Source organism: Deinococcus seoulensis, assembly GCF_014648115.1.
In the GTDB taxonomy this organism is placed as follows: domain Bacteria; phylum Deinococcota; class Deinococci; order Deinococcales; family Deinococcaceae; genus Deinococcus; species Deinococcus seoulensis.
The window spans coordinates 26,992-51,788 of record NZ_BMQM01000002.1 but is presented as its reverse complement, the minus strand read 5'-3'; the positions used below and the strand labels follow the sequence as shown (position 1 = coordinate 51,788).

The 24,797-nt window shown below is 70.2% G+C and carries 24 protein-coding genes and 1 tRNA gene; 11 read left to right on the top strand and 14 right to left on the bottom strand.

Annotation, left to right across the window (positions count from 1 at the left end; all coding sequences use genetic code 11):
- Positions 1-104 precede the first annotated feature (104 nt).
- Both IEY70_RS02070 and IEY70_RS02065 read left to right on the top strand, forming a co-directional pair.
- Complete coding sequence (locus tag IEY70_RS02070) at positions 105-1,973, top strand: glycoside hydrolase family 3 protein (RefSeq protein ID WP_189063336.1); 1,869 nt, start codon at positions 105-107, stop codon at positions 1,971-1,973.
- A gap of 70 nt (positions 1,974-2,043) precedes the next feature.
- Positions 2,044-3,264 (top strand): cysteine desulfurase-like protein, encoded by a 1,221-nt coding sequence (locus tag IEY70_RS02065; RefSeq protein WP_189063335.1) that lies wholly within the window; start codon positions 2,044-2,046, stop codon positions 3,262-3,264.
- A 67-nt stretch (positions 3,265-3,331) separates the two neighbouring features.
- Here IEY70_RS02065 and IEY70_RS02060 read toward each other — a convergent pair whose 3' ends face one another.
- Positions 3,332-4,630: a DUF4127 family protein gene (locus tag IEY70_RS02060; RefSeq protein WP_189063334.1), complete on the bottom strand. Its 1,299-nt coding sequence runs from the start codon at positions 4,628-4,630 to the stop codon at positions 3,332-3,334.
- 145 nt (positions 4,631-4,775) lie between these two features.
- On the opposite strand from IEY70_RS02060, the gene IEY70_RS02055 reads away from it, so the two are divergent.
- Together IEY70_RS02055 and IEY70_RS02050 are read left to right on the top strand one after the other, a co-directional pair.
- Complete coding sequence (locus tag IEY70_RS02055) at positions 4,776-5,951, top strand: ABC transporter permease (protein WP_189063333.1); 1,176 nt, start codon at positions 4,776-4,778, stop codon at positions 5,949-5,951.
- A 1-nt stretch (position 5,952) separates the two neighbouring features.
- Complete coding sequence (locus IEY70_RS02050; protein WP_189063332.1) at positions 5,953-6,672, top strand: ABC transporter ATP-binding protein; 720 nt, start codon at positions 5,953-5,955, stop codon at positions 6,670-6,672.
- A gap of 167 nt (positions 6,673-6,839) precedes the next feature.
- On the opposite strand, the gene IEY70_RS02045 is transcribed toward IEY70_RS02050, so the two are convergent.
- Both IEY70_RS02045 and IEY70_RS02040 read right to left on the bottom strand, forming a co-directional pair.
- Entirely contained in the window at positions 6,840-7,301 is a 462-nt protein-coding gene (locus IEY70_RS02045; RefSeq protein ID WP_189063331.1) for a hypothetical protein, read from the bottom strand.
- 192 nt (positions 7,302-7,493) lie between these two features.
- Positions 7,494-9,452 (bottom strand): hypothetical protein, encoded by a 1,959-nt coding sequence (locus tag IEY70_RS02040; protein WP_189063330.1) that lies wholly within the window; start codon positions 9,450-9,452, stop codon positions 7,494-7,496.
- A 97-nt stretch (positions 9,453-9,549) separates the two neighbouring features.
- Between IEY70_RS02040 and alr the strand changes: the two genes are divergently transcribed.
- The gene (alr, locus tag IEY70_RS02035; RefSeq protein ID WP_189063329.1) at positions 9,550-10,635 is read left to right on the top strand and encodes an alanine racemase; all 1,086 of its coding nucleotides are present in this window, start codon (positions 9,550-9,552) and stop codon (positions 10,633-10,635) included.
- A 52-nt stretch (positions 10,636-10,687) separates the two neighbouring features.
- Here the strand turns inward: alr and IEY70_RS02030 are convergent, their stop codons facing one another.
- The 8 genes from IEY70_RS02030 to IEY70_RS01995 form a co-directional block, all read right to left on the bottom strand.
- A complete protein-coding gene (locus IEY70_RS02030; RefSeq protein WP_189063328.1) occupies positions 10,688-11,806 on the bottom strand; it encodes a M50 family metallopeptidase in 1,119 nt (372 codons plus the stop codon).
- Entirely contained in the window at positions 11,803-13,092 is a 1,290-nt protein-coding gene (gene dxr / locus IEY70_RS02025; protein ID WP_189063327.1) for a 1-deoxy-D-xylulose-5-phosphate reductoisomerase, read from the bottom strand. Before dxr ends, IEY70_RS02030 begins: the two co-directional genes overlap by 4 nt.
- A gap of 140 nt (positions 13,093-13,232) precedes the next feature.
- Positions 13,233-14,063, bottom strand: coding sequence for a phosphatidate cytidylyltransferase (locus tag IEY70_RS02020; protein WP_189063326.1), 831 nt, complete (start codon positions 14,061-14,063; stop codon positions 13,233-13,235).
- Between the two features lie 139 nt (positions 14,064-14,202).
- Positions 14,203-14,754 (bottom strand): ribosome recycling factor, encoded by a 552-nt coding sequence (gene frr / locus IEY70_RS02015; RefSeq protein ID WP_189063553.1) that lies wholly within the window; start codon positions 14,752-14,754, stop codon positions 14,203-14,205.
- A 177-nt stretch (positions 14,755-14,931) separates the two neighbouring features.
- On the bottom strand, positions 14,932-15,642 hold the full coding sequence (pyrH, locus tag IEY70_RS02010) for a UMP kinase (RefSeq protein ID WP_189063325.1): 711 nt from the start codon (positions 15,640-15,642) through the stop codon (positions 14,932-14,934).
- A gap of 197 nt (positions 15,643-15,839) precedes the next feature.
- Complete coding sequence (tsf, locus tag IEY70_RS02005; RefSeq protein ID WP_189063324.1) at positions 15,840-16,637, bottom strand: translation elongation factor Ts; 798 nt, start codon at positions 16,635-16,637, stop codon at positions 15,840-15,842.
- Positions 16,638-16,766: 129 nt separating this feature from the next.
- Entirely contained in the window at positions 16,767-17,519 is a 753-nt protein-coding gene (gene rpsB, locus IEY70_RS02000; RefSeq protein WP_189063323.1) for a 30S ribosomal protein S2, read from the bottom strand.
- 208 nt (positions 17,520-17,727) lie between these two features.
- On the bottom strand, positions 17,728-18,522 hold the full coding sequence (locus tag IEY70_RS01995) for an aminoglycoside phosphotransferase family protein (protein ID WP_229777558.1): 795 nt from the start codon (positions 18,520-18,522) through the stop codon (positions 17,728-17,730).
- Between the two features lie 64 nt (positions 18,523-18,586).
- On the opposite strand from IEY70_RS01995, the gene IEY70_RS01990 reads away from it, so the two are divergent.
- The 5 genes from IEY70_RS01990 (at position 18,587) to IEY70_RS01970 (ending at position 21,716) form a co-directional block, all read left to right on the top strand.
- Positions 18,587-19,411 carry an undecaprenyl-diphosphate phosphatase gene (locus IEY70_RS01990; protein ID WP_189063321.1) on the top strand — a complete coding sequence of 275 codons (825 nt, stop codon included), beginning with the start codon at positions 18,587-18,589 and terminating at the stop codon, positions 19,409-19,411.
- A gap of 89 nt (positions 19,412-19,500) precedes the next feature.
- Positions 19,501-20,508: a heme-dependent oxidative N-demethylase subunit alpha family protein gene (locus IEY70_RS01985; protein ID WP_189063320.1), complete on the top strand. Its 1,008-nt coding sequence runs from the start codon at positions 19,501-19,503 to the stop codon at positions 20,506-20,508.
- A complete protein-coding gene (locus IEY70_RS01980; protein WP_229777557.1) occupies positions 20,505-20,936 on the top strand; it encodes a guanyl-specific ribonuclease in 432 nt (143 codons plus the stop codon). Before IEY70_RS01985 ends, IEY70_RS01980 begins: the two co-directional genes overlap by 4 nt.
- Positions 20,933-21,331: a barstar family protein gene (locus IEY70_RS01975; RefSeq protein ID WP_189063319.1), complete on the top strand. Its 399-nt coding sequence runs from the start codon at positions 20,933-20,935 to the stop codon at positions 21,329-21,331. The genes IEY70_RS01980 and IEY70_RS01975 overlap by 4 nt, the downstream gene beginning before the upstream one ends.
- 166 nt (positions 21,332-21,497) lie before the next feature.
- Positions 21,498-21,716 (top strand): hypothetical protein, encoded by a 219-nt coding sequence (locus IEY70_RS01970; protein ID WP_189063318.1) that lies wholly within the window; start codon positions 21,498-21,500, stop codon positions 21,714-21,716.
- A 207-nt stretch (positions 21,717-21,923) separates the two neighbouring features.
- Here the strand turns inward: IEY70_RS01970 and IEY70_RS01965 are convergent, their stop codons facing one another.
- Together IEY70_RS01965 and IEY70_RS01960 are read right to left on the bottom strand one after the other, a co-directional pair.
- Complete coding sequence (locus IEY70_RS01965; RefSeq protein ID WP_189063317.1) at positions 21,924-22,328, bottom strand: hypothetical protein; 405 nt, start codon at positions 22,326-22,328, stop codon at positions 21,924-21,926.
- Positions 22,318-22,584: a hypothetical protein gene (locus IEY70_RS01960; RefSeq protein WP_153013665.1), complete on the bottom strand. Its 267-nt coding sequence runs from the start codon at positions 22,582-22,584 to the stop codon at positions 22,318-22,320. Before IEY70_RS01960 ends, IEY70_RS01965 begins: the two co-directional genes overlap by 11 nt.
- Positions 22,585-22,781: 197 nt before the next feature.
- Here IEY70_RS01960 and IEY70_RS01955 point away from each other — a divergent pair, with 197 nt between their 5' ends.
- Positions 22,782-24,149 (top strand): tyrosine-type recombinase/integrase, encoded by a 1,368-nt coding sequence (locus IEY70_RS01955; RefSeq protein WP_189063316.1) that lies wholly within the window; start codon positions 22,782-22,784, stop codon positions 24,147-24,149.
- Between the two features lie 531 nt (positions 24,150-24,680).
- On the opposite strand, the gene IEY70_RS01950 is transcribed toward IEY70_RS01955, so the two are convergent.
- Positions 24,681-24,756: transfer RNA gene (locus IEY70_RS01950), tRNA-Lys, on the bottom strand.
- Between the last annotated feature and the right edge of the window lie 41 nt (positions 24,757-24,797).

Sequence of the window (24,797 nt, the reverse complement as noted above, 5' to 3'; positions counted from 1 at the left end):
AAAGACATCCAGGTCGCGGTGGGAAACGGAAACTGCTAGTGTTTTCCTGAAACCCTTTTCACAACCTGCCCCTGCCTGTTCCGGCCCACGTCTGGAGGTTCCGCATGATCCGAAAGTCCGTCCTGCTGCCCACCGCCTGCCTGCTGTCCACTGCCGCCCTGCTGCTGGGCACCGCGCTGGCTGCCACGCCCTTCACGACCGGCGCGCCCGCCGCGAACGCCCCGTACCGCAACGCGGCCCTGCCGGTCGACGCGCGCGTGAACGACCTGCTGCTGCACATGACCCTGGACGAGAAGATCGGGCAGATGACCCAGGCGGAACGCGCCGCCGTCCGTGACCTGGACGACATGGCCGTGTTCGGCATCGGGAGCGTGCTGTCGGGCGGTGGCAGCGGCCCGGCCGACAACACCCCCCAGGGCTGGGCGGCGATGGTGGACGCCTTCCAGGCGGCGGCGCTGCGCAGCCGTCTGGGCATTCCCATGCTGTACGGCACGGACGCCGTTCACGGGCACAACAACGTGCCGGGTGCCACCCTCTTCCCGCATAACATCGGGCTGGGCGCGGCGGGCGACCCGGACCTCGCTCGGCGCATCGGGCGGGCCACCGCCGAGGAGATGACCGGCACGGGCGTCCGCTGGAATTTCAGCCCGTGCCTGTGCGTGGCGCGTGACGTGCGCTGGGGCCGCACCTACGAGAGCTTCGGCGAGACGCCAGCCCTGCCCGTCGCGCTGAGCACCATCATCGACGGCTACCAGGGCGCGGGCGGCCTCGCGCAGCCCGGCGCGGTCCTGGCGACCGCCAAGCACTACCTGGGCGACGGCGGCACCACCTTCGGCAGCAGCGCCACCGACACGTACCTGCTGGACCAGGGGGACACCCGCCTGAGCGAGGCGGAACTGCGGCGCGTGCACCTCCCGCCGTTCCGGGCGGCCGTGGCGCGCAACGTGGGTAGCGTGATGGTCAGCTTCTCCGGCTGGAACGGCACGAAACTGCACGCCGACCGGTACCTGCTGACCGACGTGCTGAAAAAGGAACTGGGATTCACGGGGTTCGTGGTGAGCGACTGGGCGGGCGTGGACCAGATTCCCGGCGGGTACCCGGCCGCCGTGCGCGCGGCCATCAACGCGGGGATCGACATGGTCATGGTGCCCAACGACTACGTGCGGTTCGTGGACACCCTGAGCGCCGAGGTGCGCGCCGGGCGCGTCCCCATGAGCCGCATCGACGACGCCGTGACCCGCATCCTGCGTCAGAAGTTCCGGCTGGGTCTGTTCGAGCGTCCCATGACCGACGCCAGCTTCCAGCGGACCTTCGGCAGCGCCGGGCACCGCGCCCTGGCGCGCGAGGCCGTGCAGAAATCCCTGGTGCTGCTGCGTAACGATGGCGTGCTGCCGCTCCGGCCGGGCGCGCGGGTGTTCGTGGCCGGGCAGAGTGCCGACGACGTGGGCCGCCAGTCCGGCGGGTGGACCCTCACGTGGCAGGGGCAGAACGGCCCGGTGCCCGGCGGGACCAGCCTGCTCGCCGGACTGCGCGAAGTGGGCGAGGAGGCTGGCGGGACGGTCACGTACGCGCGGGCCGCGCAGCCCGGACAGGCCCGCGACGCCGATGTGGGCCTCGTCGTGGTCGGAGAGACCCCCTACGCCGAGGGCAAGGGCGACCGCGCCTCGCTGGCCCTGAACGCCGAGGACACCGCGAACATCCGCACGGTGTGCGCCGACGGGCCGTGCGTGGTCGTGACCGTCTCGGGCCGCCCGCTGATCCTGCCCGGCACGCCCATGAACGCCCTGGTGGCCGCGTGGCTGCCCGGCAGCGAGGGCGCGGGCGTGGCCGACGTGCTGTACGGCCGCGCGCCCTTCACAGGGCGGCTCCCGGTCAGCTGGCCGCGCCGTGACGATCAGCTGCCCCTGAACGCCGACACCCGCCCGTACGACCCGCTGTTCCCCGCCGGGTTCGGCCTGACTATCCGCCCCTGATACGCCCTGGCGGGCGGGGCAGTCGGGCGGGCGGGACGCTCCGCAGACCCCCACCGCTACACTCGGGGGCATGACCCGACCTGCACCGGCCCGCGCCCCGCTGCCCACCCGCGACGACCTGCGCGCCCAGTTCCCGCCGCTCGCGCAGGGCCGCGCGTACCTCGACAACGCCGCCGGGGGCCTGCTGCCCCTGCGTGCCATCGAGGCCGTCACCGGGCACCTGATGACCTACGGCGCCACGAACGCGATGCCGGGCCACCAGCCGGGCCGCGAGATTCTGGCCCTCAAGCACCGCGCCCGCGAGGGCACCGCCCTGTTCCTGAACGCCGCGCCCGAAGACGTGGCCCTCGCGCAGAGCGCCACCGCGCTGACCTTCCGCCTCGCCGGGGCGTTCGCGCGCCTGTGGGGTCCCGGTGACGAGGTCATCCTGAGCGGCCTGGAACACGAGAGCAACGCCAGCCCCTGGCGGGAACTGGAACGCGTGGGCGTCACCGTGAAGGTCTGGCACGCCCGCCAGCCCGACATGACCCTGCACCCCGACGACCTCGCCGCGCTGCTCACGCCCCGCACGCGGCTGGTCGCCGTGACGGCCGCCAGTAACGCGCTGGGCGTCACGCCGGACATTCCTGCCATCACCGCGCAGGTCCGCGCCGCCGGAGCGTGGACCATCGTGGACGCCGTGCACGCCGCGCCGCACACCTTCCCGGACGTGCAGACCTGGGGCGCGGACTTCCTGACCTTCAGCCCGTACAAGGTCTGGGCACCGCACCTGGGCGCCCTGTGGATCCGCCCGGACCTGCGCGCCACGCTCCCCTGGCCCCGCCTGGAATTCATCCCGGTCGGCGACATCACGGGCATCGAGCACGGCACCCCGCAGTTCGAGTTGCTGGCCGGGTGGCTCGGCACCCTGGATTACCTGCGTGACCTCGCCGGGCACGCCGACCTGACCCGCGCCGCCCTGGCTGCCGCCTCGGAGCGCATTCACGAGCTGGAACAGCCGGTCATGGACCGCCTCGTGACCGGCCTGCTGAATCACGACCTCGTCACCGTGTACGGTCCGCAGGGCACGCAGGGCCGCGTGGGCACCGTCGCCTTCCGCGTGAGCGGCGAGGCCCCGGAACAGACCGCAGACCGCCTCAGCCGCGCCGGGGTGGACGTCGCCGCCGGACACTTCTACGCCGCGCAACCCCTGCGGGACCTGGGCCTGTACCCGCAGGGGGTCGTGCGCGCCAGCATCGCCCACTACACCACCACCGACGACATCGACCGCCTGCTGGCCGAACTGGGCTGAAGCAGGGCAGGGGAGAGTGGAGACGCGACCGCGTCCCACTGCCCGTTCCCTCCTTCTCTTTCCCGATTTACGGCTGGGGCGTCAGCGTGAAGTCCCACTCGAACGAGCGGCCCCACGGCAGCGTGGCGTCCTGGAGGGTGTACGTGTCGCCCAGGCGCAGCGGGAAGGCGTTCCGGGCGAGGTTCAGCAGGGCGTCCTGCGTGCCGGGGGCGGTCAGTTGCGCTTCCGGGATGGCCTTTCTCAGGGCGGCGCGCAGGTCGGCGCTGTAGATCACGTCGTTGGCGTACTCGCGGGCCAGCAGGGCGTCCTGCCGGACGGGGTCCGTGCCGGGTGCGAGGGCCACCTTGGCGTGCGCGAGGGCCGCGCCGAGGTTGTTACCGGGCGTGCCCCACGCGGCCAGCGCTTTCAGGTTCGCGGTGCGGCGCAGCGTCTGCATGTCCGTCCACAGGCGTGAGTTGCCCAGGTTCACCTTCTCCACGTCGGCCACTGCGACCGGCCCGGCGGCCAGCAGGCGGCTGACGCGCACGGCCGCGCGGCGGGGGTCGCCGCCGTTGAACACGAACACCGTCAGGTCCGCCGGGCCTCCCGCCTCCTGCACGGTGAAGCCGCTGGCCTGCGCGTGATTCACGGCGCTCTGCGTCAGGGGAATGCCCTCGTACTTCATGACCTGCCGCGCGGCGGCCGGGTCGCTGTACTCGAAGGTCACGGTGGCGGGCTGCGGGGCCAGGGCGCGGGCGGTCAGCATGGACAGCACCTCGTCCGCGCCGGGGTAGACCAGCACGTTCGCGGGGGCCTCTTTGGCCAGCGCGGCGCCCTCGGCGGGGGCGGGACTGCCGGGCAGGGCGTCGTCCCAGCTGACGTGCAACTGCGCGAAACTCCCGGCGCGTGCCCAGTCCAGCAGGGTGCGGGTCACGGCGAGGTTCCGTTCGCGGTTCGTGGCGTCCGGTTCGCGCGGCAGCGTGATGAAGGCGTACACGGGTTGCCCGGTGCGGGCCGTCCAGGTGTGCAGGGGTTCCAGCCGCGCCAGCGCCTCTGCGGCGCTCAGCGGGCTCTTGCGGGACTGCACCAGCCCGCCGTACGCCAAGGCGTCCAGCGCGGCGATCAGCGGGCCGTCCTTGGGTTGCGCTTCCAGCCATGCGGTCAGGGCGGCCGGGTCCGCGCCCACCTGCGCGTTCCCCAGCATCGAGGCCGGCGGGACGTGCGCCGCGCCGCCGCGCAGGTCCGCGATCAGGGCCGGCAGGACCCGCGTGGTCGGGCGGGAATCCAGCGGCAACAGCGTCTGCGCGTGCGCGCCCCCCAGCGCCCCACCCAGGGCCAGGGTCAGGGAGGACAGCGTGCGCAGCAGGACCGGACGGGAGAACTTCATGCCCCAGCGTACGGGCGCGGCGTGAGCCTTCCCGCAGAGGAAGCTCTGGACGGACCCGTCACGGCAGTCAGCCGTCACTGTAGTCTTGCGTCACTGTAGTCATGCGTCCCCACGCACCCGGCCCGCGCGGCGTAGCCTGCGTCTCATGACGTCGCCAGGACTACGATGGACGGACATCTGGAAACTCGCCTGGAGGGGCCTGACCCGCCGCCGCGTGCGCACGCTGCTGACCACGCTGGGCATCACGGTCGCGGTCGCCAGCATGGTGATCTTCCTGTCGCTCGGCGAGGGCATCCGCAAGGTGTTCGTCTCGCAGCTCGGCGGGATCGGCCCGGACGTGCAGGTCAGCCTCACGCCGCTCTCGCAGGGACTGGCGCTGCAACCGAACCTGCCGCAGAAGACCGCCGACGACATCCAGGCGCTCGCGCCGGAGCTCGGCATTCAGACGGTCACGCCGGTCATCATGGCCGTGCGCGGCGGTCTGGAAGTCACGCAGAGCGTCGTCCTGTACGGCCTGCCCGCCGCGCAGGGCATCGCGGCCGTGTTCCCCACCACCACCGCCGCGCAGGGCCGCGCCCTGACGCCCGCCGACGAGGGCGCGGCCGTGGCGGTCGCCGGGGCGAAAGCCGCGCAGAACCTGCGGCTGGAGGTCGGCAGCACCCTCAACCTCAACCGCCGCAACCAGGTGAAGGTGATCGGCGTGCTCGCCCCGGAAAGCGGGCTGGTGGACAACTTCATCTTCATTCCGCTGGGCACCCTGCAACGCAGCGAGGGCGCGGCGGGCCGCGTGTCGCTGGTCGCCGTGAAACTCGACAACCCCCGCGACGCCCGGCGCGTGGCCGACGTGCTGTCCGAGAAACTGGACCTGGAGGCCGGCACCCAGAGCGACTTCCTGAGCTTCATCGACCGCGCCCTGATCATCAGTGACGCCGTGCGCTTCGGGATCTCGCTGATCGCCCTGATCGTGGGCGGGCTGGCCGTGGCGAACACCGTCATGATGGGCGTCTTCGAACGCACCCGCGAGTTCGGCACGCTGCGCGCCATCGGGGCGCGGCCGTCGTTCGTGCGGTCCCTGGTCCTGACCGAATCGCTGCTGCTGTCGCTGGTCGGCGGGGTGGGCGGCGTGCTGCTCGGCCTCGCCGGGATCGCCGGGGTGAACCTGTATACCCAGCAACTCGCCGGGATCGACGCGGCCGCCCTGACCCCCAGGCTGGTCCTGCTGGCGCTGGGTATCAGCCTGCTGCTGGGCCTGCTCTCGGGCCTGTTACCGGCCCGCAACGCCGGGCGCATGAGCATCGTGGGCGCCCTCGGGAGAATCTGACATGACCACCATCCACCCTGCCCGACCCACCCCCCAGGCCGCCCCCACGCTGCCGGGCCTGCGCACCGAAACCCTCTCGCGCACCTACCCCAGCGGCGACGGGCAGGTGCTGGCCCTCGCGCCCTTCACGCACACCTTCACGCCCGGCCTGACCGCCGTGGTCGGCCCGAGCGGCAGCGGCAAGAGCACCCTGCTGAACCTCCTGGCGGGCTTCGACGAACCCACCACCGGCCGCGTCGTCGTCGGAGACACCCCCCTGACCAGCCTGAGCGAGGCGGACCGCGCCGACTTCCGGCTGCGCCACTACGGGTTCGTGTTCCAGAACCACAACCTCGTCAGCATCCTCAGCGCGCAGGAGAACGTCGAGTTCCCTCTGACGCTCGCGGGCATGCCCGCCCGTCAACGCCAGGACCGCGCCCGCGAACTCCTGGCACTCGTTGGGCTGGAGGCGCGCGCCGGACACCTGCCCAACCAGCTCTCGGGCGGCGAGGCGCAGCGCGTCGCGGTCGCCCGCGCGCTGGCGCACGACCCGGCCATCCTGCTGGCCGACGAACCCACCGGCAACCTCGACAGCCGCACCGGGGAACGCATCCTGGGACTGCTGCAGGGGGCCGCCGCGACCGGCCGCACCGTCATCCTGATCACCCACGACCGCGACATCGCCGCGCAGGCCGACCATCACCTGAACGTGAAAGACGGACAGGTCAGCCCCGAAGACTGACGCGCGCAGGCGCGAGCAGCGGTGGAATCATACGGACTCGGGTTGAATGGACTGCAAAGGCCACTGGGTCCGAGCGGATGCGAGGAGGAGCAGGGCGCCCCTCCGGACGTGGAGCTGGCAGGGGCGGCGTGGGGGCGGATTGTCAGCGAAATAAACGGCAGTCCGTATCAGCTGCCGCCGACCCGGCCGGTGTCACGCAGCCAGTAGGTGTGCCCCAGGCGGTCTTTGAGCCGCAGCACGACCTGCACCTGATCCCCGCGCCGCAGGTTGCCGCTGCCACTCCAGGCGGCGGCGTTCAGCGAGCCGCCACTGACGGCCTGGGCAGGCAGCGCGGGCCGCAGCGGGGCCTTCCAGACGCCCTGCCCGGTCACGACGAACACGCCGTCCAGCCTCAGGCTGCCCAGCAGGGCCGCCGTGTTCACGCCCGGCCGGTCCGGCGCGACCTGCACGCGCACGCCCAGCCCACCCCCGTACAGGGCCGCGCTGGCCCGCGCGGTCAGCACCTGCCCGTGCAGGATCAGGGTGGTGGGGGCGCTGAGCAGGTCACCCGGCTGGGGTTCCGGCAGGCGGCCCAGGGCGCCGCAGGCAGCCAGCACGCAGGCCAGCGCGGCCATCCAGAGCTTCTTCATGAGCACCACAGTAACGGACGGGCGCGGCCAGGGCTGCCACATAAAGTTGCAGCGGCCCCCATCAGGGAGGGCCGCCACTGCCGGGCAGGGGGAAACGCGCACGTCCGGAACCCGTATTGCTCCTACCCGCTTCGCTCGGATTGAACGGTCTTTGCAGCCCCTTCAATCGGAGTCCGTGTGATCCGCTCGGGATTACCAGCTCAGGCCGGGCGTGGTCACGACCCGGTCGGCGGGCTGGTCGGTGAACAGCGTGTACGTCAGGGTGTACGTACCGGGAATCACGCGGGTCAGGACGATCCCGTCGCCTTCCACGCGCGGCGTGACGTTCGCCAGACTCGGCCCCTGCACCTGAAGGGCGCCCCTCACGGTGGGTTGCGCGCCGCCCGTGGGCAGCGGGTCGATCAGGCGCACGTTCTCCAGGGTGCTGTCCACGCTCAGGATCAGGGTGACCACGTAGCCCTGCGCGGTGGCCTCCACGCTTTTTTGCAGGCTGGCCCGCGCGCCGCCCTGCACGTTGCGGGTCACGTTCGCGCCGCCGGGGTTGCGCACGCGCGCCTGCCCGGTGGTGCGCAGGTCGATGGGGTCCAGCACGGCCTCGGCGGTGTCGCTGCGGCACACGCGTACCGGCGCTTTCAGGTTCAGGGGTTGCCCCTGGCTGAACTCGCCCGGCACTTCCAGCGGGTAGTCGCTGGTCCACCCGGCCGGCAGGTTCAGTTTCAGGCGGGCGGGCAGGCGGTACGGGAAGTCCGTGCGGGCCGTGGCGGTCAGTTGCGTCACGTCGCAGGCGTTCAGGATGTCCGGCGACGTGACCAGCGTGACTTCCGTCAGCACGCGGTACTCGATGGTCACGCGGTTCGTGCCGCCGTCCGCGACCCGGCCCGGCAGGGGGCGCGTGAAGGTGCTGCCGGGAATGGTGGTCGGCGCGACCGGGTAATCGCCGGGCGCCAGCGGCACCGTGGCGGGCGTGGTCAGGGTCCGGCCGTCGATGCTGAACGGCACGCCGGTCAGGGGGATGCGCTGGTCGCCGTACAGGGCGACGGCCTCCACGGCCAGTTGCCCCTGCGGCGGGCGGGCCACGAAACGGATGCGGTTACTGCCCGGCTGGTACCGGACCTCGCTGGGCGACACGACGTTCCCGGTGCCTTCCAGGAGCGTGCCGCTGACCGGCACGTACCCGGCGGGCAGTTCCGGCCGCACGACGGTATCCCCGATCAGCGAGTACGACGCGCCGGGAATGGGGCGGCCCTGCGGATCCACCACGTCCACGATCAGGCGGTTGGCGATCTGCGCGTCCGCGGGGGGCGTGAAGCCGCCCACGCGGGCCGTGATGGGCTTGTCGTCCAGCCGGAAGGCGTAGCGGATGGCGTTGCTGTACTGCTTCGTGGTGGGCAGCACCCGGATGTACAGCTTCCACTCGCCCAGCAACTCCGGCGTGATCTTGAAGTTGTCCGTGGCGGTGCGGCCGTTCTCACTGGGCGTCAGGTTCACGCGCGTGCCGCTGGGCTGCACGGCCCACAGTTCCGCCTCTTTCGCGCCGTCCACGTCGTAGTTCAGCAGGCCCAGCACGCGGCCGTTCCAGTCGCTGGTGACGTTCACGGTGGCGGCCAGCAGGTCGGTCGCGTCGGTGCTGCGGGCGTTCACGCTGAAATCGCTGGTTTCCAGCGCGAAGGGCGCCGCGACGCGCAGCGCGAACGAGTTCTTGCCGTCGCCCCGGCTGCTGACCTTCAGGGTGTACGTCCCGGCGCTCAGGCCGCCCGCGAACAGGCTGTCCCAGGTGTGCTCGCGGTTCAGGCCGTAGCGGCGCTCGGTGACCGTGCCGTTCGGGCCACTCAGCGTGAACGTCGTCTCGAACGGTTCGTTCTTCTTGTACAGCTCGTCCCCGAAGTACCCGTCGCTGCGGCGCCCGTCCACGTAATCCGCGAGGTTGAACGTCGGCGAGTACACCTCCAGCCCCAGGGGTTTGCCGGCGTCGGCGGCGGGCACGCGGATCACGTACGATTCCTGCGCCTGCGGCCACTTCTCACCGACCGACACCAGCGGCAGCACGCCGCCCACCTGCGCGGCGGCGGGCGCGGCCACCAGGGTCAGCAGGCCCAGGGCCAGCAGGGCGGGACGGAAACGGACAGATCGGACAGGCGTGAACGTGGGCATGACTGCGAAAAATCATACACGCGCCCGCCCCCCGTCCCACCCTGCCCAGCCCGCCCCACCCGGACGCGCCCCCCGGCGGGGGTAGCATGCGGCTCAGATGTCCGTCCTCGCCCCACGCGCCCGCGCCCTGATCGACCCCGACGCCCTGCGCGGCAACCTGAGCGTCCTGGCGGCCCGCAGCGGCACGCCCCTGATCCTGCCGGTCAAGGCGAACGCCTACGGGCACGGCCTGACCCTGATCGCCACCCTGGCCGCCGCGCACCCGGACGTCTGGGGACTGGCGGTCGCCACGCCCCGCGAGGCGCAGGCCGCCGCCGCGCTGAACACCGGCAAGCCCGTGCTGCTGCTCACGCCACCCACGCCCGCCGAGGTGCCGGTCCTGGCGGACCTGGGCGTGCGCCTGCCCGTCGCGTCCCTGGCCGAGGCGGCCGCGCTGCCCGCCCACGCCCGCGCGCACCTGAAAGTCGATACCGGCATGAACCGCCTGGGCGCCCGCCCCGACGAGGCCGTCGCCGTGGGCCGCGAACTGGCCCGCCGGGGCCTGCTGGAAGGCGCGTACACCCACTTCGCTAGTGCCGACGAACCCGACCTGGGCTTCGCGCACGAGCAACTGCGCCGCTTCCGGGCAGTGCTGGACGCCCTGCCCCCCACGCCCCGGCCGCTGCTGGCGCACGCCGCGAACGGTGGCGCCGTCCTCAGCCTGGGCCGCCTTCCGGGCATGGCGCTCGCCCGGCCCGGACTCGCCGCGTACGGCTTCGCACCGGCGCACCTGCGCGCCCACGCCCCGCTGACCCCGGTCATGACCGTGCAGGCCAGCGTCACGCACCTGCACACCGTCCCGGCCGGCGAGACCGTCAGTTACGGCGGCCTGTGGCGTGCCCCGCGCGACACGCCGGTCGCCACGGTCGGCATCGGGTACGCCGACGGCTACCCCCGGAACGCCACAGGCCGCGCCGAGGTCCTCGTCGCCGGGCAGCGCCGCCCGGTCCTGGGCCGCATCTGCATGGATCAACTCATGATCGACGTGACCGGCCTGAACGTGCAACCTGGCGACCCCGTCACCCTCTGGACCCAGCGGGGCCTGACCGTCACCGACGTGGCCGCCTGGGGAGGCACCGTGGAATACGAGGTCCTGACCGGCGTGGGCGACCGCGTGGAACGCCAAGTGGGGGAGACCCCGTAACAGGAAGGTGGGCCGTGGGAACAATCTTCCACCGCCCGCCTCTCTCACCCGCCTAGAAGAAGCGGCTCACGTCCCGCACGACCACGAACAGCATCAGCATCATCACGAACGCGAAGCCCGCGAGGTTGATGGCCTGCTCCTGACTGAAGGTCAGTGGGCGGCCCCGCACGGCGCCCACCAGCACCAGCAGGATGCGCCCGCCGTCCAGGCCCGGAATGGGCAGCAGGTTGAAGAACGCCAGCGACAGGTTCAGCAGGATGGCGATCTGCACGAGCGCCCAGGGGCTCAGCGCGGCGGCCCGCGAGACGATCTCGGCCGTGCCGATGGGACCGCTGACGTTCTCGTCCCGCGAGAGGTTCAGGGTCAGGAACCGCGCGATCAGATCCCCGAAACTCCGGATGACCTGCGGGACCGCCTCGCCCGTCACCTGCCACGCCCGCACGAACGCGGCGGGTGCCGTGGTGGCCTGCACGTCCGGCCCGTACCGGATGCCCAGCAGTTGCCGTTCGCCGTTCACGGTGGGCGTCCAGTCGAAGCGCACGTCGCGGGTCTGCCCGTCGCTCACGACCGTGAACGTGTGCGGCCCGGCCCGGGTCAGCACGTCGCGCACGCCCTCCCAGCCCGCTGCCTCGCGTCCGCCGACCAGGGTGGTGTCCGGGATGTCCTGCCCGTCGATGGCGGTGATCACGTCCCCGGCCCGCAGGCCCAGCGTCTGCGCGGTCGATCCGGCCACGACCTCCTCGATGCGGGCGCGGTCCGGGGCGGGCACGCCCTGCGCCGTGAACGTCACGGTCATGAGCAGCACGGCCAGCAGCAGGTTCATCAGCGGCCCGGCCAGCAGCACCGCCACCTTCCCCCAGGCGGGCAGCGCCGCGAAGCCCCGCGTGGCGGCCCGCACCTGCCCCTGCGCGTCCTCCTCGGGGGCCATGCCGTCGATCTCCACGTACCCGCCGATGGGCAGCAGGCTCAGCCGCCACTCGGTGCCGCGCCAGTGCCGCCGTATCAGCACCGGCCCCATGCCCACACTGAACGAGTTGACAGCCACGCCCTGCCAGCGGGCCAGCGCGTAGTGTGCCAGTTCATGCAGGAACGTCGCCACGCCGATCAGCAGCACCGTCCACAGCAGCCCCAGCGGCGTCAGGGCCGCCGCGATGCCCTGCACCACGTTCACGCCCGCACCCCGCTGCCCGTGCTGTTGCCCAGGCCGCCCGCGCACAGTTCACGCGCCCGCACCCGCGCCCAGGCGTCCGCCTCGTTCAGCGAGTCCCAGGTCAGGTCGCCGCCCGGCGTCTCGTCCAGCAACCGCTCGATCAGGCGCGGAATGTCCATGAACCCGATCTGCCCGGCCAGGAAGGCGTCCACGGCAACCTCGTCGGCGGCATTCAGCACCACCGGCGCGAGGCCCCCGGCGTTCCCGGCGCGGTACGCCAGTTCCAGGCACGGGAAGCGCCGCAGGTCCGGCGCGCGGAACTCCCAGTCACCCAGCAGCGGCCACGACCCGTGCGAGGCGACCTCCGGCCCGCGCCGCGCGCCCCGCACGTCCCCCGGACGCCGCATGCCGGTCGGCGCGGCGTCGATGGCGTACGCGATGGGCAGCCGCATGTCCGTCGGCCCGAACTGCGCCTTCAGGCTCCCGTCCCGGTAGCGCACGGCCGCGTGCACGATGCTCTGCGGGTGCACCACCACGCCCACCTGCGACAGCGGCAGCCCGTACAGGCTGGCGCACTCCATGACCTCCAGGCCCTTGTTCAGCAGCGTGGCGCTGTCCAGCGTCACCTTCGGCCCCATGCTCCAGGAGGGGTGGCGCAGCGCCTGCTCGGGCGTCACGCCGCTCAGGTCGTCCGGTCCCAGCCGGAACGGCCCGCCGGACGCCGTCAGGATCAACTCGGCCACGTCCGCCATGTCCTCGCCGGTCAGGCACTGGAACATGCCCGTGTGTTCACTGTCCACCGGCACGACCCGCCCGCCACCCACCGCCGCCGCCTGCCACATCAGGTGCGCGGCCGTGACCATCGCCTCCTTGGTCGCCAGCGCGACCGCCTGCCCGGCCTCCAGCGCCGCGCGGGTCGGGGCCAGCCCGATCAGGCCGCTCATGGCGTTCACGGTCACGTCCGCGCGGTGGGCGGCCACCTCGGACGGGTCCGCGATCACCTGCGCGCCCAGTCCCGACAGGCGCGCGCGGGCCTCGCCCAGCACACCTTCCTCCACGCTGACCAGTCCGGGCCGGAACTCCCGGACCTGCGCTTCCAGCAGCTCCAGGTTCCGCCCGGCGGCCAGGGCCGTGACCTGCCAGCCGCGCCCGCGCGCCACGTCCAGCGCCTGCGTGCCGATACTGCCCGTGCTGCCCAGCACGGCAATGGACTGCACCCCACTGGAGTGCACCGTACTGGACTGCGCCCCAATGGACTGCGCCGTACCGGGCTGCGCTGCGCCGCTCTCTGCCTGCTCTCGCTTCATCACCCTGCATGCTAGTGCAGCCCCCTCCGCAGAGTGCGGGATCAGAGACACTTGATGAGCAGGTGGGGCCGCCGTAGCCTTTGTGTGATGGCGGCCCCGCCATGACCCGCCTTCAGCGCCTGAACGTCAGTGCCTGAAGCTCAGCGCGGGAAGATGTTGATGTGCAGGAACAGGTACGTGGCGGGCACCGCGAACAGCAGGCTGTCGATGCGGTCCAGGAACCCGCCGTGGCCGGGCAGGCTGTTGCCGCTGTCCTTGGTTTTCAGCGAGCGTTTGATCAGGCTCTCGCTCAGGTCGCCCAGCTGGCTGGCGCTGGCCACCAGGATCGAGTACAGCAGCGCTTCCAGCGGGGACCAGATGCCGGTCACGGTCGTCAGGGCCAGCACGATCAGGAAACTGGCGATCAACCCGCCGATGGCGCCCTCCACGGTCTTGCCGGGACTGACTTCCGGCGCCAGCTTGCGCCGCCCGAAGAAGTACCCCACGAAGTACGCGCCGATGTCGGCCGCGAAGGTCGCCAGCAGCGGCAGCGCGAAGTACAGCAGGCCGTCCCCGGCGTCCGGGCTGTAACGCAGCATCAGGAAGTACCCCAGCAGCCACGGAATGTACAGCAGTCCGAACACCGAGTACACGATGCGTTCCAGCGGCCGCTCGCCGGGCCGGATGACCTCGATGACCAGCAGGTACGCCACGGCGACCGTCAGGACCGCCTCGCGCCACGATCCGCCGGGCCAGGGCGTCTGCGGCCACATGGGCAGGCTCGCCAGGATCAGTGCCACGGCGAACACGCCGAGGCTCACGCGGCGCACGTCGATGTCGTTGCGGTCGAGCATGCGGATGTACTCGAACAGGCCCATCACCGACACGAACAGCAGTGCAGGCAGCATCGCCCACCACCCGATCCACACGACCACGCTGATGATCGCGAAGCCCACCACGCTGGTCAGGACGCGGCTGCTCAGCGATTCCACGCGGCCTCCGGACGGGTCAGGTTTGCAAGTGGCGGGGCTGCAAAGGGCAGGGCTGCAAGGGGCATAGGCTGTGGGCTGCGGGCGGTGGGGACCTCACCACTCCCCACGGCCCGCAGCCCACACCCCGCGTCAGGCGTCCTCACCCGAGGATTTCCTGCTCCTTCTTCTGGAAGGTCTGATCCACCTTCGCCACGAACTCGTCGGTGATCTTCTGCACCTCGGCCTCGCCGCGCTTGATCTCGTCGTCGCCGATGCCCTCGACCTTCTTCACCTCGTCCAGACCGTGCTTGCGGATGTTCCGGATGGCGATGCGGGCGTCCTCGGCGTAGTTCTTGGCGTTTTTCACCAGGTCCTTGCGGCGCTCCTCGGTCAGCATGGGCAGACTGATGAAGATCGTGTCGCCCTTGTTGTTCGGGTTCAGGCCCAGGTCGCTGTCGCGGATGGCCTTCTCGATCGGGTTCAGCGCGCCCCGGTCCCAGGGCGTGATGACCAGCGTGCGGGCGTCCGGCGTGGTGATGCTGGCCACCTGATCGATCGGCACGGTGCTGCCGTAGTACTCCACGACGATCTTCTTGAGGATGCCGGGGTTGGCGCGGCCCGTGCGCAGCACGGACAGGTTGTTCTCGAGCGACTCGATGGCCTTGCCCATCTTCTCGCGCGTATCAGCCTGGATTGCTTTCATGTCAGCCATGGTCAGGGCCTCCTGAGGGGTCATGTGAAACGGGGTGAGGGGGGGTGAACTGGGGTGAACCCCGGTGGAATGCCGGAATTGTAGCGCAGCCCGGTCCTCTGTTCGGAGGCGTCCGGTCAGCTGCGCCCCGGGGGGCCAGGGGTGCCGGGCCAGGGGCGTCGGATCAGGGGCGCCGGGTCAGGGCGTCTGGATCAGCGTGCCGACCCGCTGCCCTTCGAGCAGGCGGCGCAGGTTGCCGTCCTGGAACAGGTCGAACACCACGATCGGCAGGCCCTTGTCCATGCACAGCGTCAGCGCGGTGGCGTCCATGACTTCCAGGCGCTGCTCGACCACCTCGCGGTGCGTGGCCTGCGCGATGAACTTCGCGTCCGCGTTCTTGCGGGGGTCGCTGTCGTACACGCCGTCCACACGGTTTTTGGCCATCAGGACCACGTCCGCCCCGATTTCCAGGGCGCGCAGGGTGCTGGTCGTGTCGGTCGTGAAGAACGGCGCGCCGTTCCCGCCGCCGAAGATCACCACGCGTCCCTTTTCCAGGTGACGCATGGCGCGGCGGCGGATGTACGGCTCGGCCACGGCCGCCATCTGAATGGCGCTCATGACGCGGGTGGGCCGCCCGGCGCTCTCCATGGCGTCCTGCAACGCCATGGCGTTCATGACGGTGCCCAGCATGCCGATGTAATCGGCGGTGGCGGGGTCCATGCCCTCGCCGTTGCGGGCGCCGCGCCACAGGTTCCCGCCGCCGATCACGACCGCGAGTTCCACGTCGGTGCCTTCCAGGGCGCCGGTGATCAGGCGGGCCAGCTGAGCGGTGGTGTCCGGGCTGATCCCGAAGCCCGACTCGCCGGCCAGGAACTCACCGGACAGTTTGAGCAGAACGCGCTTGAACATGCATACCTCGCTTGGGTTCGGCGCGCAGGAGCGGGCCGCGAAAAGAAAGTGAACGGTGGGGCAACAGAATACTCCCGGCAGTCGCGCGGGCGGCTACCGGGAGTCGGGAGTACTGTGTCGCGCGCAACGATGAAACCCGGCCTGTGGTTCCGGCCCCGCCCGCGTGGGGCTGTGGGGGGGGCGGAACGTCAGGGGATTTACGCGCCGATCTCGAAGCGCACGAAGCGCTTGATGGTCGCGCCGCCCAGGTACTTGCCGACGGTGACGCTGTTGTCCTTCACGAAGTTCTGCTCGGGCAGGACCTTCTCGGAGTAGAACTTGCCGATCTGGCCCTCGACGATCTTCTCGACGATCTGCTGGGGCTTGCCCTCGTTCAGCGCCTTGTTCGTGAGGATCTCGCGCTCCTTCTCGATGTCGCTGGAGTTCACCTCGTCACGGCTCAGGAACTGGGGGCGCTCGGCGGCGACGTGCAGGGCCACGTCCTTGGCCTGCGTCTCGTTGCCGCCTTCCAGGTCGACCAGCACGCCGATCTTGCCGTTGCTGTGCACGTACCCGGCGACGGTGCTGCCTTCCACGAAGGCCACGCGGTTCAGGACCAGGTTCTCGCCGATCTTGCCGGCGGCGGCGGCGACGGTGGTCGCCACGGTCTCACCGCTGGGCAGGGTGTAGGCGCGGAATTCCTCGACGTCGTTGGTGCCGGCGCTCAGGGCCGCCTGGGCCAGTTCGGCCACCAGCGCCTGGAAGTCGCTGTTGCGGGCCACGAAGTCCGTCTCGGAGTTCACTTCGACGATGGCGGCCTTGTTGCCGTCCACCACGAACCGCACGAGGCCTTCCTTCGCTTCACGGTCGGCTTTCTTGGCGGCCTTCACGATGCCGCGCTCGCGCAGCAGGGCAATTGCCTTCTCTTCGTCGTTTCCGGCGTCGGCGAGGGCCTTCTTGACGTCCATCATGCCTGCGCCCGTCAGTTCACGGAGTTTCTTGATTGATTCCAGCATGTCATGCCTCCTGTGTCGGCTTGAACTTGATTGGTGGTGTGTGTGGGCCGCGTGCTGCGGGGCAGAAAAGAGGGTGGTCCGAGAGCGTACTCGCCGGATACCACCCTCCTTTCCGGTCCCGGTGCGGGCTTAGCTTTCGGTCTGCTCGGTGTCGGCGGTTTCGGTGGCGGTCTCGCCCTCGGCCGCGCCGACGTCCTCGCCGCCGCCGCGCGCCTCGACCAGCAGGTCGCCGATGCGGTGCGTGATCAGCTGGATGGAGCGGATCGCGTCGTCGTTACCGGGAACGATGTAGTCGATGACGTCCGGGTCGCTGTCCGTGTCGGCCAGCGCGATGACGGGAATGCCCAGCTTGTTGGCTTCCTGCACGGCGATGACTTCCTTGGTGGGGTCCACCACGAAGATCGCGTCGGGCAGGCGGTTCATCTTGCGGATGCCACCCACGAAGCGCTGCAGGCGCTCGCGTTCGGCGGCCAGCTTGATGCGCTCGGCCTTCAGGCGGTCGTTGATGCGGCCGGACTCGAACATCTCGTCGAGTTCGTTCAGGCGGTCGATGCGGGTGCGCATGGTCTTGAAGTTCGTGAGCATCCCGCCGAGCCAGCGGCTGGTGACAAACGGCATGCCGGTGCGGCGCGCTTCGAGCTCCACGATTTCCTGGGCCTGCTTCTTGGTGCCGACGAACAGGATGACGCCGCCACGCTCGGACAGTTCCTTGATGAAGTCGAAGGAACGGTCCACCTGCTTGAGGGTCTTCTGCAGGTCGATGATGAAGATGCCGTTACGCTCGGCGAAGATGAAACGCTTGAACTTGGGGTTCCAGCGCTTGGTTTCGTGACCGAAGTGAACCCCGGCTTCCAGCAGTTGCTTCATGGAGATGTACGACATGTGAACTCCTGAGCGTTGAAATGTGGGACAAGTTTGCCGTTCTCGTGCCAGCCCAGCGTCATGAACGCCGAAGGTGGGCCAGGCCATACGCGACGCTCCAGCGCGCACAGCGGGTCACGGGGGCACCCAAACGGAAATTATACGACATCAGACGCACGGGTGGGAGGGGGGACGCCGGGCGGACAGCGGATGGCAGAAGGCGGATGGCTCAGCGGAGGCTGTGGGCCAGCGCCGAGACCGCCAGCGACTGCCGGGCCTGTTCCATCTGGGCGTCTTCCAGATGCCACGCCGCCGACAGGGCCGCGTACGCCCCCACCCACGCCAGCAGCCGCGCGCGGTCCAGCCCAGCCTCCCGCGCGATCAGGGCCGACTGCCGCTCCAGCCGCCCCGGCGTCAGCGCGTGCGCCAGCGTGGGATTGCACAGCATGTTCGCAAAATCGAAGGTCCGCTCCCCGATCAGCCCCTTCGGATCGATCACCAGCCACCCCCGCTCCGGGCTGCGCAGTACGTTCCCGTGATGCAGGTCGCCGTGCAGGGGCCGCACGTCACGCTGATCCGCCAGCAGGCGCTGCGCGGTGGCCCAGGCCTGCGCGAACGTCTCACCCTGCGCCTGGGCCGCTTCCAACGACCAGAACCAGCGGCGCAGGTCCGGCAGGTCCGGTGGCAGGCTGGGACGGTCCCGGTGCACGCCCGCCGCCGCGCCACACAGAATCCGGGTGGCCGCGTCGTCCTGACCGCCCAGTGCCAGGGCCGCCAGATCCGGCGCGGACTCCAGCCGCTCCATCAGCAGGGCCGCGCCCCCATGGTGGTACACCCGCGCTGCGCCCTCGCCCTCCAGCCACACCATCAGGTTGTTGCCCCGCCGCTCCTCGGCGCTGCGGGCCACCTTCAGCATTGCCGCACGGCCCTGCCAGCGCACGGGCATCAGGTCGCTGCTGGGCGTGCGCCGGGCCGCGCCGTCCGGTGTCAGATTCCAGCGCCGCAGGTAGCTGTCTACACTCACCCCCTCACTCTGCACCCAAAGAGGGACGCCCCGCCGGTGGTGACAGGGCTTACACTCGGCAACTATGGACTGGTTCTACGCAATCGTTTACGGCATCGTCGAGGGCATCACGGAATTCCTGCCGATCAGCTCGACCGGCCACCTGATCCTCACGGGGAACCTGCTGGGCGTCCCGTGGACCAAGGAAGTCAAGGACACCTTCGAGGTCGTCATTCAGGGCGGCGCGATCCTGGCCGTCCTCGCGTACTACTGGAAGGACTTCCTGCAGATCCGCCGCATCGGCACCGACCGCAGCCAGCAGACGCTCTGGCTGGGCGTGCTCGTCGCCTGCATTCCCGCCGTGATCCTGGGCCTGCTGTTCGGGGACGCCATCAAGGCGAACCTGTTCCGGCCCAGCGTGGTCGCCTGGGCGCTGATCGTGGGCGGCATCATCATCTGGCTGCTCGAGAGCCGCCGCGTCACCCCGAACGTGGACGCCATCGAGAAGATCGGCGTGCCCCGCAGCCTGCTGATCGGCGCGGTGCAGTGCCTCGCGCTGCTGTGGCCCGGCTTCTCCCGCAGCGCCAGCTCCATCCTGGGCGGCATGGCCCTGGGCCTCGACCGGCCCACCGCCACCAAGTTCAGTTTCTACCTGGGCGTGCCCACCCTGGGCGGCGCGGCCCTGCTGGACTTCATCAAGAGCCGCGACATCCTCGCGGAGATCGGCGTGGGGAACGTGCTGCTGGGCGCCGGGGTGTCGTTCGTGGTCGCGTACCTCAGCATCGGCTGGCTGCTGCGGTTCGTGTCCACCAACACCTTCAAGCCCTTCGCGATCTACCGCGTGGTGGTGGGCGTCCTGATCCTGATCCTGATCGCCACGGGCGTCCTGAGCAACGGCAACCTCGCCTGACCCTCCCGCCTGACCTGACGCGCCGTTCCTGAGTACCGGAAGCGGCGCGTTCCCGTGCAGACCGGCGGGAGGCCTGCCAGAATTCCCGTGTGGTTCCCCCCACCCTCTACCGACCATTCCTGAACGGCGCCTACAGCGTCTCGGCAGGCCTGTACCGCCTAGGTGACCAGCCCGTGCCTTGGCTGGACGACCCGGCGCCCGAACGGCACACCTTCACGCTGGACGCCGAGTACCCGCGCCTGATCGCCAGCAAGGCCGCCGCGCACGCCCGCGCCCTGCACGAGTACGCCGGCGAGGCCGCGCTGACCCCCGAACTGCGGGAGGCCGCCCTGACCTTCACGGCCCGTCAGCTGGCTGCCGACAGCGGGGGAGAGGTCCGCTGGGACGGCCGCACCCTGCGCAACACCAGGCTGGGCTGGCAGGCCGACCTGCACCCCCGCTGGAACGCCCTGGAGAACCTGCGGCGCTTTTCCGGCCCGCACGCCACGCTGGTTGCAGACACCCAGCCCGTGAGCGCCCTGGATTTCCTGGGCCTGAACGCCAGCGAGGACCTCGCCATTCTGGCCCGCGATCCCAGCAGCGGACGCGACTGGCTGGCCGCCACGCACGTCCTGAACCCCCAGCACTGGGACCCCCGCGACAAACTGGGCCGCGACTTCGCGCAGGTGCACGCCCCCATCCCCGGCAGCGGCCCCATGAACGCCACCGCCCCCCGATTGCTGGACGCCGTGATTGCACGCTGCCCGTTCGTGCGTTTCGCCTGGGGCCTGAGCACCACCGACCGCCTCGACCACCACCCCGCCGCGCCGCCCGACGCCGACCGCGACCCCCGCACCCACTTCGACCCGCACGGCACGTTCCTGCGCGTCGAACGCCAGACCCTGACCGGGTTCCCGCACGCGCACGGCGCGCTGTTCACCATCCGCCCCTACACGTACCCACTCACGCAGGCCGCGCAGCAACCGGCGCACGCCCACGCGCTGGCCGCCGCTGTCCGCTCCATGACCCCCGCGCAGACCGCCTACAAAGGATTAACGCACCTGCGGGACGACCTCCTGAACTGGCTGGACACCCAGGCCCTACACTCGGACACGTGACCCGCGCCGCCCCCACCCTCGCCGCCCTGCTTCTCGGGGCGCTGCTGGCCGCCTGCGACCTCCCGCAGGACACCCGCACCAGTTCCCCGCAACCCACCCCCACCACGCAGACCCAGGCCACCCGCGACCCGCACAGCGGCCTGCGCTGGATCGCCACGCGCGACCTGCCCCGCGAAGCAGACCCCGTCCTCACTCGCATCGCCCAGGGCGGCCCCTACCGCTACAGCAAAGACGGCAGCACCTTCGGCAACCGCGAACGCCTGCTGCCCCGCCAGAACAGCAGCTACTACCGCGAGTACACCGTCCCCACCCCCGGCGAGAACGACCGGGGCGCACGCCGCATCGTCTGCGGCGGCCCACCCCGCACCACCGCCGAGTGCTACTACACCCCCGACCACTACGCCAGCTTCAGGAGAATCCAACCATGATGCAGGTCTTCGACGAAGCGCCCCAGGGCATCCAGACCGCCCCGCACGAACCCCGCATCCTGGCCGCCGGACACCAGGTCAGCGTCCGCGAAATCAACTTCGGCAACGTGCACGACAAGAGCAGCCTGATGCTCGCCTTCCTGAACGGCCTGGGCCTGCGCGACACCTTCGGCCAGAACTGGGACGCCCTCTACGACGTCCTGACCGACCCCGACCAGCGCCCCGCCCGCCTCGCGCTGCTGCTGTGCGGCTACGCCCACTTCCGCCGCCGCCACCCCAACCTGACCCGCGACCTCGAACAGGTCCTGCTGGACGCCCAGACCGAAGCTGCCCGCACGGACCGCCACCTGTGGCTCCTGAGCGAGGAACCCGACAGCGACACCCGCCACTGGTAACCCCAATCCCCCTGACGAGAGGTGAAACAAACGTGCGCCCGAAACCACGAGAGACTTCGGCCACCGCTACCCTGGGCCCCACAATTCATGGCCCGCCCCTGCCTTGGCCCGTGCGGGTGATCGTGCGGGCCGCGCTGCGCATCCAGGCCGTACTGCGGGGCAAGCGGTGAGCGGCGCGCCCACGGTGCCCACCGGGTACAGCTCGAGTACAGACCTGATCCTGTCCTACGGCCCGGCCTTCCCGTGGCAGGTCTTCGCCCTGGCGTGCGCGCTGCTGTTCCTGGCGTTCCTCTTTCGCCGCCTTCCCTGGGCGCGCTGGGCGCTGACCGGCGCGGCCGTGCTGGCCCTGATCGTGGCGGGCGTCCTGTGGGCGGGCATGGCGTAGCACCTGGAAGACCGGCGAAGGGGAAGCGTGGGCGCGTGCCTAGGCTTCCCCTTCGCCGTGTGCCCCTGGCCCGCTCGAGCGGCGCGCGGATCATCTTCCTGACGCCGGGCACATGATCCGGCCCCCACGGTCTAAGCCCGGCTTAGGGCGTCAGGGGGTTTTACTCAGACCTGAGTAAAAGAGGGGCGGGCCGCTCAAGGGCTGGGCTTAGGGTTCGACTCCATGCCCGGTCACGAAGTCACGCACCGTTTTCAGGGCGGCGTCTGCCGTGCCTGTTTCGCGGGCGTACCACGCGGGAGATTCGCAGCCGTACCGCGCCCGCTGGGATAGTCGTTTGATGATCTGGAAGGCGTTGAGGGCCGTTTCTGCGGCCTGGGCATTCTGCCCGAAGTGCGCGCGGTAGACCTCTCTTACCTGATACGGGAACTGATCGTAATGAACCTCTTCCCTCAGTCCCCGGCCCCCCACAGCCAGGAAGGCGCGCAGCCAGTGGACGGAAGCGTAAAAGCTGACGGTGATGTACCACTCGTACAGGTCCGGTTCAAAGTTGAAGCGGCTCAGGGCCGCTTCGTTCCGCTGTGCTTTCTCAACGTGGGCGTGTTTATTCCCCATGCTGAAAGTCGGAGTCCACTTCTACATTCAGGTCAACACCGAAGGGCCGCACGGCGTCCTGCAGGGTGGCGCTGATCTCCATAGCCCGGTCGAAGCCGTAGTGAGCGTCCGGCATGATGACCTCTGCAGTGATGGTGCCGTCTGGCATGGGCTGCGCCGTCACGCTCAGAGGGAAGGCCAGGGCGGCTTCCAGGGCGGGGACGGCGTTCCCCAGTTCGGTCAGGGCGCGTTCAACGGGGGACGGTTTGACTTTCAAGTGGCCCATCTGGACGCGGCTTGAGTGTCTGAGCGTTGGCGTTGCGGTCACTGTTTCCCCCCTTTCTCGAAGTCCCGGACTGTAACGCCCGGTGACAGAGATTGTCACACTACGTTACAGAGTGGCCCTGATCTTCGCATGAATAGGCCCACAATGTGCGGGGGTGTCCGGGGGTGTGCGGGCTTACCCTATGGGCCATGACGGGGAAGCGGAAGGGCAAGGCCAGTGACCGGCAGGGGGACGTTACGCAACTGCCGTCCGGGCGGTGGCGGTGGCGGGTCCGGGTGACGTACCCGGACGGGACAACGGCGCGGCCTAGCGGTACGGTGAACACGAAGAGGGAAGGGCACGAAGCGATAGCCCGCGCCCTGCAGGAAGCGGGCGAAGGGAAGCGGCCCGCGTCCCGGACCCTGACGGTCGGCGAGATGGTCACGGAGTACATGCGCTCGAAGCGGGCCACGTGGGCAGACCGCACGGCCTGGAATAACGAAGCGCTGTACACCCGGCACATAGCGCCCCATCTGGCCCCCCTGAAAGCGGCCGGGGTGGATGCCCGCCGGTTGCGTGAGTACTTTGAGCTGCTGAGCATGGCGCGGCCCGGCGAAGAGGGAACGATGCGGCCCCCCCTGGGGTACAGCGGTCAGAGACAGGTTCACGTCCTCTTGCACGGCGCGTATGCCCACGCTATCGCTGACGGCCTGCTGAGGGACAACCCGGCGCAGTACGCGCGGCCCCTGTCCCCCTCGAAGGGCGGCGCCGTGAAAGAGGCGAAGGTGAAGCACTTCGAGCCGGAAGACCTGGCGCGCTTCGTGACCGTGGCCCTGGGGGACCGCTTCGCCCTGCCCCTGGCCTTCCTGGCGTACACGGGCCTTCGGATCGGGGAAGCGCTGGCCCTGACGTGGGGGGACGTGCGGCGGGATGACACGGGCGCGCATTACGTCAGTGTCTCGAAGACCCGCAGTGAGTTTGAGGGGAAGTACTACGCGGGCGGGCCGAAGACTTCGGCCGGCGTGCGGCGCGTGTACCTGTCCGGGGAAGCCCTGGGGATCGTGGAAGACATGAAGGGCCGCGTGGCCCGTGAGGCGCGGGCACTCAAGTACCAGGGCGCGGGTCTGGCAGACACGGCCCCGGTGTTCCCGTCAGTGGACGGGCGGCCCATGCGTCAGGACTCGCTGCGCGCCGTGATGCGCCGGACGTGCGAGGCGGCGGGCGTGCCCATCCTGTCCCCGCACGCGCTGCGCCACAGTACGGGAACGTTCCTGATCTCGAGGGGGGAAGACCCCGTGAGTGTCGCGGCCATGCTCGGACACGCGCAGGTGAGTACCACCCTGAACATTTACGCGCACGCCCTGCCCGGTAAGCTGCGCGGTCTGGGGTATGAGCTGTCAGACCTTCGGGGGCGGGGCCAGGGGCGGGCGGCACCTGCACCCCTGGAAGCGCCCACGGGGCCGGACGCGGGGCCGCTCGAGGTGGAAGGCGGGACCGGCGAAGGGAAGACGCGGGCGGGCGTGTCCCCGGTGCGCCGTGGGGCGGTCAGGAAGGGCGGGCCGCGCCGGAAGGTGTAGGCCAGGGCCAGGGCGTGCGGTCGGCACGCTGGAAAGGCGGGGGGGGTGCGGGGGGGCGGTCTGACCGTCCCTCTTCGCCGGTTCCTGCGCCGGTCCCCACCCCTGAACGGCCTGAGTCCCCAGAGTGGGGACGCAAAGTCCCAAAAGTGGGGACACGGAGAAACGCTGTCCTGCACGGCGTTTTCTGGAAGTGAGTCCCCACCCCTGTTTTTTGTGGGGACCGGGTTTTTATTCGTGTCAGACGGCGTGAAACGGCTTGAGTCCCCAATGTCCCCAGATTTTTAGGGGGTATATAGGCCAGAGTTTTTTTGACGTGTTTTTTTTGCGAAGAGGACCGGGCCAGGGGGCGGGTCATCCTGGCCCGGCGGCGGTCGCTGACGGTTCAGGCCGGGGCCAGGGGGGTCTTCGAGCGGGACCGGGCAGGGTGACCCCCTGAAACGCGGTGGGCCACGTTTGGGCCACGCGGGGCACAGTGGGCCACGTCAGCGGGTGGAAGTAAAACAAGAAACCCCGTCTGGGACGGGGTTTTTCTGGTGGGTCGTGTAGGACTTGAACCTACAACCCGCTGATTAAAAGTCAGCTGCTCTACCGATTGAGCTAACGACCCAGCTTGTGTTTGCCTTGCGCGTGCCGTTCGGGCGCGTTCTC